Raw genomic sequence first — 6,595 nt, 5'->3', positions numbered from 1 at the left:
CGTCCGATCTAGACACTCAGATGATCACTGATGAGCTGCGAGCCCTCACACACGGGTCGGCTTCAGTCACGAACCCCGCTCAACTTCGAAGAGCCCCGATCGTGCACCCCCGGAAAGGGGTGGAATAGGGATGCGCCGGCCGAAGAAGGCGGGTTGGAGGACGCGGCGCCGCGGAGGGCCGGCGCGCTGCGGACAAGAGCGTGGCGGGCGGCGGCAAGGGGAAGGACGCCGGGTGCCGGGCACCAAGAGACGGCGGGGCCGGCACGGAGATGCGGGGCCGGAGGCGAGAGCGACCCCGGAAATAGGAGCGCCGCTGCGAATTCCACGGGGGAAGAACTCGCAACGGCGTCGTGGGAAAGAGTATCGACCGTGGCGGTGGTTGTCCATCCGTACCGGCGATCATCGGTGACCGGCCGAAACGGCATACTCACCCGCCGGTCAGCAGGGTGGGTCGGCGGGTCGGCCGGCGAAGCCGCCGCCACGATGCCTGGCAGGGACCGGACGGCCGAGGCGGGCAGGGCGGGGCACCGGTCGCGGTCCGCGGACAGGGCTCGGCGAAGGAGGGGTGAACGGGTAAAGGGTCGCGCGCGGAAGGGCAACCGCCGTGGCGGAGAAGCGCCTACTCCGTGACGCCGACCGGGGGTGCCTCGGCGCTTTCTTTCAGCAACTTCTTGCGTTGCTTGGCCGGCAGCCGGTCGACGTACAGCATCCCGTCGAGGTGGTCCGTCTCGTGCTGGAGGCAGCGGGCGAGCAGACCCGTACCGTCGATCCTGACGGGGTTGTTGTGCATGTCGACGCCCGTGACATAGGACGTTGCCGGGCGGCCGACGTCGGCGCGGACGCCGGGGACCGAGAGGCAGCCTTCGTTGTCGACGTCGAGGCCGCGGTCCTCCGGGAGGTGCAGGACCGGGTTGACCACGTGGGCGACGATGCGGGTGCCCGTCGCGTCGGGGCAGTCGACCACGAAGATGCGGGCGTCGACACCGATCTGGTTGGCCGCCAGCCCGACGCCGTCGGCCGCCGCCATGCTCGCGAACATGTCGGCGATCAGGCGTTCCAGGTCGTCGTCGAAGACGGTCACCTCGGCGCACCGGCGGTGGAGCACCGGGTTGCCGTAACGGGTGATCGGTCGGGGGTTTCCGGCACGCGTCTGCACGCCGGCAATTCTACGAAGCGCGCCGACGGCCGTTCCACCAAGCGGGCCGTCCGCGGTTCCGCCAAGCGGGCCCGACAGCGGTTCCGCCAAGCGGGCCGGCAGCGGTTCCGCCGAACGCGCCGCCGGCCGTTCTACGCGGCGAGGATGACGTAGAGCACCCCGACGATCGGCGCCCACGATCGAGGTCACGAACGTCGAGGCGAGCGCCGCCGGGCCCACCACCGCCACCGGCATGCCGCGGCCGACCAGGATGGGGCCGAGGATCGAGCCGCCGCCGATGCCGTAGATGCCGCCGACCACACCGACCGCGAGCGACAGCAGGGTCACGGTGCGCGGGGCGGGTGGCGGTCCGGCCGGGGCCCGGCCGGGTCTGACCGTACGCAGGCAGAGCCACACCCCCAGCGGCAGCAGGAACGCCGCCACGATCAGGCGGAAGGCGCGGGGCCCCGGCACGGCGTACACCCGGATCAGCGCCCCGGCGACCACGCCCGGCAGGGTGCCCCACAGCAGGAGCCGGGTGAGCGGGCCGGCGAGCGCGCCGCGGCGGCCGTACCGGAGCAGGGCACCGGGTCCTGAGACCACGTTGAAGAGCAGGTTGGTGGGGGTGACGGCCGGGTTGGGCACGGCCAGCACGCTCAGCTGTACGGGCAGCAGGAACACCGCGCCGGACACCCCGACGGGGGTCGTCAGGACCGCGATGACCAGCCCGGCCACGAACCCGACGACGACCTCGATCACCGCCTCAGTGTCCACGACCGAGGAATCGGGGACGGAAACGACCGGGAGATCGGAGACGGAAACGACCGGGGGATCGGAGACGGAGCCGCCGCCCGCCGCCTCGAACGGGGGTCGAGGCGGCGGACGGCGGCGGTCCGGGCTGCGGGGGTCAGGGGGCGGAGGTGCCGCCGTCCGAGCCGTTGGTGTCGTCGGCGGGCCGGGAGGTGCGGCGGGCGGCCCGGCCTGCCGCACCGGCCGCGGTGCTGGCCCAGTTGGCGGCCCGGCCGGCCTGCGTGCCGGCCCAGTCGCCGAGGTCGGCCGCGCCGCCGCTGACCCGCCGGGCCAGGGTGACGAGCGGGTCCTGGGAGTTCTCGAACGTCTCGCGGTAGTGCGACGCCGCCGCCTTCACGTCGGCCGTCACCGAGGCGTTGCCGTCGGAGTCGCGGCGGTCGTATTCGCCGGCGAGGATGCGGCCGTAGTCGCCGCCGTCGACCCACTTGCGGAGTTCGGCGGCGCGGGCGACCGGGACCGGGTGGCTGCTCCACGCCGTCATGCCGATCTTGTGGAAGCTGTCGCGCAGGTCGCCGCCGCCCTCGTACTCGGCCGCCTGCTCGAGGAAGGCCGCCGTGTCGATCTGCGAGAGGTCGCCGCCGCCGGCCAGCTTCATCAGCAGCCGGATGGACGCGGCCGGGTCCTGGCCGGCGAGCAGGCCCGCGCGGTCGGCGGAGAGCTCCGCCTTGCGCCACCACTCGTACATCGCGGCGATGATGGCGCGCAGGGCGATGGCGCCGATCGGGATCCAGCTGACGTTGGTGGCCCACTTGGTCAGGATCATCATGATCGTCTTGTAGACCGCGTGGCCGCTGCGGATGTGGCCGATCTCGTGCCCGATCAGCGCGCGCAGTTCGTCGTCGTCCAGCTTCTCCACCGCCGCCGTGGTGATGACGATGAACGGCTTGTCCATGCCGATCGCCTCGCCGTGGATCATCGGCGCCTGGGTGACGTACAGCTCGGGCAGCTCGGCCACGTCGAGCGTGGCGGCGGCCTCGGTGAAGCGCTGGTAGACGCGGGGGTACTGGCGGTGGTCGACCCGGATCGAGCCGGCCAGGTACGACAGGCGGAAGCCGCGCTCGTTCCACATCCCGAAGAAGGAACGCACGACGTCGTCGAAGCCGCGGAGCTCCCGGAGCGCGGTGAGCGCACCACGGTCGGCCGGGTGTTCCCAGGCCCGCGAACTGATGCCGGTCAGCGTGACCCGCTGCCGTGCGGGCCTGTTCTCGTCGTCGATCGTCATGCCGGTCCTTCCAGGTCGACGCCTTCCGAGAAGGCTCTACGGCAGTAGAGCTTGGCGGTTCGACCGGGCTTCGCGCATCGGCTCGGAGCCGGAACTGCACGCGGGCACCTCCGACTTTCGGCCGATCCGGGCAGATGCAGGATGCAGCAGGCAACGTGGGCGCTCAGGCGAGCTCCTCGGCGCGGGCCAGGAGGGCGCGCCGCTCGGGTTCGGAAGGCGCCGCGGCGGCGGCCTGCTCGTAGAGGGTCACCGCGCGTTCCCGGTCGCCCGCCCGCGCCGTGAGGTCGGCCTCCGCGGCGACGGTCAGCGGATAGTTCTCCAGCCCGCCGGCCGCCCGCGCCTCGGCGAGCAGGGCCAGTCCGGCGGCGGGGCCGTGGGCGTACCCGTGCGCCACCGCCCGGTTGAGGCGTACCACGGGCGAGGGCACCAGGCTCAGCAGCCGGTCGTAGAGCGCGGCGATGCGGGCCCAGTCGGTGGTCCCGGCGGCGTGGCAGGCGGCGATGTGCGCCTGCACCGCGTACGGGCCGGCGGCCGGCGGCAGGAGCGAGCGCGCCTCGGCGATCGCGGCGTGGTCCCAGCGGGCCCGGTCCTGGCGGTCCAGGGTGAGCAGGTTGCCGTCCGCGTCGCGGCGGGCGTCGCGGCGCGAGTGCTGGAGCAGGAAGAGGGCGAGCTGGGCGCGTGCCTCCGGCTGGTCCGGCATGAGCTCGGTCAGCAGGCGGGACAGGCGGATCGCCTCGGTGGCGAAGGCGGGTTCGCCGTCGGCGTCGTACCCGCGGGTGAAGAGCAGGTAGAGCACGGCCAGCACGCCGGGCAGCCGCTCGGCCAGCGCCGGGCCGGACGGCACCCGGTACGGGATGCCGGCCTGCGCGATCTTGGTCTTGGCCCGGGTGAGCCGGCGGGTCATCGTCGCCTCGGTGACCAGGAAGGCCCGCGCGAGGTCGGCGGTCGGCACGCCGGCGACCGTACGCAGGGTCAGCGCCACCCGTGCCTCCGGCGACAGGGCGGGATGGCAGCACGTGAAGATGAGCCGCAGCCGGTCGTCGGAGGCCGGCGCCGGTTCCGCGCCGGAGGCGAGCACCGCCACCTCGGCCAGCTTGCGGCGTTCGACGTTCGCGCGGCGCAGCGCGTCGAGGGCGCGGTTGCGCGCGACGGTCGCCAGCCAGCCGCCGGGGTTGTCCGGCACGCCGCCGGCCGGCCACCGCTCGAGGGCGGCGGCGAGGGCCTCCTGGGCGCAGTCCTCGGCGAGCTGCCAGTCCCCGGTGACCCGGATCAGTGCGGCGACGATCCGGGCCCGGGACTCCACGCCGGCGGCGGCGACCGCCGCGGCGACCTCGGTCATGCGCCGGCGAACGGCCGCAGCTCGAGCCGGCCGACCCAGGCCATGGGGTGGGCGCGGGCCACCTCGATGGCCTCGTCGAGGTCGGCGCACTCGAGGATGTCGAAGCCCACGATCACCTCCTTGGTCTCGGCGAACGGGCCGTCGGTCAGCAGCAGCTCGCCGCCGCGGACCCGTACGGTGGTCGCCGAGGACGGCGGGGTGAGCTGATTGCCCGCCAGGCGGCGGCCCGCGGCGTCGTTCTCGGTCACCCACCGCTCGACGTCGGGGATCCGCGACTCGTCGGTCTCCGGCTCGGTGTCGGTGCAGACGAACATCAGGTACTTCATCTCAGCAGCCTTTCCTCGGTGGTGATCCACCCGGGTGACGAACGGGCCGCGCGGATCCGGACAGCCTTCCAGAGAAGTGGCACGCGTCACACTCGCGCGGGACCAGCGCGAACGCACGGGGTCCGTATTCGGCCGGATTCCCGATCATGGGAGACCGGAGTTATGGTGGACGGGCGCCCGACGAGGCGCTGCCCCTTGCCGAGAGGCGCTGCGACGGACCCGAGGGTCCGCCACGCTCGGCCTGCGGGCCAATGACGCAAGGGCGCCTCCTGACCAGGGGGTGCCCTTCTCCATGTCACCACGTCTCCAGCAGCTCAACGGCATCGACTTCGCGGTGGCGGACCTGTCGCTGGCCGCCTTCGGCCGGCACCAGATGCGTCTCGCCGAGCACGAGATGCCCGGCCTGATGTCGATCCGCGAGGAGTTCAAGGACGCGCAGCCGCTGCGCGGCGCGCGGATCGCAGGCTCGCTGCACATGACCATCCAGACCGCCGTCCTCATCGAGACGCTGGTCGCGCTGGGCGCTCAGGTCCGCTGGGTGTCCTGCAACATCTTCTCGACCCAGGACGAGGCCGCCGCGGCCATCGTCGTCGGCCCCGAGGGCACGGTCGAGGCCCCCGCCGGCACTCCGGTCTTCGCCTGGAAGGGCGAGACGCTGGAGGAGTACTGGTGGTGCACCGAGCAGCTGTTCGACTTCGGTGACGGCCTCGGCCCGAACATGATCCTCGACGACGGCGGCGACGCCACCCTGCTCGTGCACAAGGGTGCCGAGTTCGAGAAGGCCGGCGCGGTTCCCGCGACGACCGACGAGGACGCCCACGAGTACACGATCATCCTCGACACGCTGCGCCGCAGCCTGACGACGGACCCGCAGCGGTTCACCAAGGTCGCCGCCGAGATCCGCGGCGTCACCGAGGAGACCACCACCGGCGTGGCGCGGCTCTACAAGTTCGCCAAGACCGGCGAGCTGCTCTTCCCGGCGATCAACGTCAACGACTCGGTCACCAAGAGCAAGTTCGACAACAAGTACGGCATCCGCCACTCGCTGGTCGACGGCCTGAACCGGGCCACCGACGTCATGCTCGGCGGCAAGCTGGCCGTGGTCTGCGGCTACGGCGACGTCGGCAAGGGCTCGGCCGAGACGCTGCGCGGCCAGGGTGCCCGCGTCGTCGTGACCGAGGTCGACCCGATCTGCGCGCTGCAGGCGGCGATGGACGGCATGCAGGTCGTCCGGCTCGAGGACGTCGTCTCGCAGGGCGACATCTTCATCACCACCACCGGCGGCACCGAGATCATCACGGTCGACCACATGGCCGCGATGAAGCACAACGCGATCGTCGGCAATGTCGGTCACTTCGACGACGAGATCGACATGGCCGGCCTCGCCAAGGTGCCGGGCATCGAGAAGGTCGAGGTCAAGCCGCAGGTGCACGAGTGGCGCTTCCCGGACGGGCACGCGGTCATCGTGCTCTCCGAGGGCCGCCTGATGAACCTGGGCAACGCCACCGGCCACCCGAGCTTCGTCATGTCGAACTCCTTCACCAACCAGGTGATGGCGCAGATCGAGCTCTGGACCAAGCCGGAGGCGTACGAGAACCAGGTCTACGTGCTGCCGAAGCACCTGGACGAGAAGGTGGCCCGGCTGCACCTGGACGCGCTCGGCGTCCGGCTCACCGAGCTGACCAAGAAGCAGGCGGAGTACCTGGGCGTGCCGGTCGAGGGACCGTACAAGCCCGACCACTACCGCTACTGATCCACCCGGG

General features: G+C 72.1%; 5 protein-coding genes and 1 riboswitch. Of the genes, 1 reads left to right on the top strand and 4 read right to left on the bottom strand.

All coding sequences use genetic code 11. The features are described 5' to 3' along the window. Nucleotides 1-619: 619 nt before the first annotated feature. From def to CLV70_RS36025, 4 genes are all read right to left on the bottom strand, one after another. A complete protein-coding gene (def, locus tag CLV70_RS41540; RefSeq protein ID WP_245908719.1) occupies nucleotides 620-1,909 on the bottom strand; it encodes a peptide deformylase in 1,290 nt (429 codons plus the stop codon). 133 nt (nucleotides 1,910-2,042) lie between these two features. Then, nucleotides 2,043-3,167, bottom strand: coding sequence for a M48 family metallopeptidase (locus CLV70_RS36035; protein ID WP_106131105.1), 1,125 nt, complete (start codon nucleotides 3,165-3,167; stop codon nucleotides 2,043-2,045). Between the two features lie 163 nt (nucleotides 3,168-3,330). Then, nucleotides 3,331-4,506 carry an RNA polymerase sigma factor gene (locus CLV70_RS36030; protein WP_106131104.1) on the bottom strand — a complete coding sequence of 392 codons (1,176 nt, stop codon included), beginning with the start codon at nucleotides 4,504-4,506 and terminating at the stop codon, nucleotides 3,331-3,333. Beyond that, a complete protein-coding gene (locus CLV70_RS36025) occupies nucleotides 4,503-4,832 on the bottom strand; it encodes a YciI family protein (RefSeq protein WP_106131103.1) in 330 nt (109 codons plus the stop codon). Before CLV70_RS36025 ends, CLV70_RS36030 begins: the two co-directional genes overlap by 4 nt. Before the next feature lie 194 nt (nucleotides 4,833-5,026). Further along, nucleotides 5,027-5,107: riboswitch (S-adenosyl-L-homocysteine riboswitch) on the top strand. Between the two features lie 17 nt (nucleotides 5,108-5,124). Between CLV70_RS36025 and ahcY the strand changes: the two genes are divergently transcribed. Next, complete coding sequence (gene ahcY / locus CLV70_RS36020; RefSeq protein ID WP_106131102.1) at nucleotides 5,125-6,585, top strand: adenosylhomocysteinase; 1,461 nt, start codon at nucleotides 5,125-5,127, stop codon at nucleotides 6,583-6,585. Nucleotides 6,586-6,595: the final 10 nt, after the last annotated feature.

Source organism: Pseudosporangium ferrugineum, from assembly GCF_003002065.1.
GTDB lineage: Bacteria > Actinomycetota > Actinomycetes > Mycobacteriales > Micromonosporaceae > Actinoplanes > Actinoplanes ferrugineus_A.
Note: the sequence above shows the minus strand (reverse complement) of the source record. Positions and strands in the feature narration are given on the sequence as shown.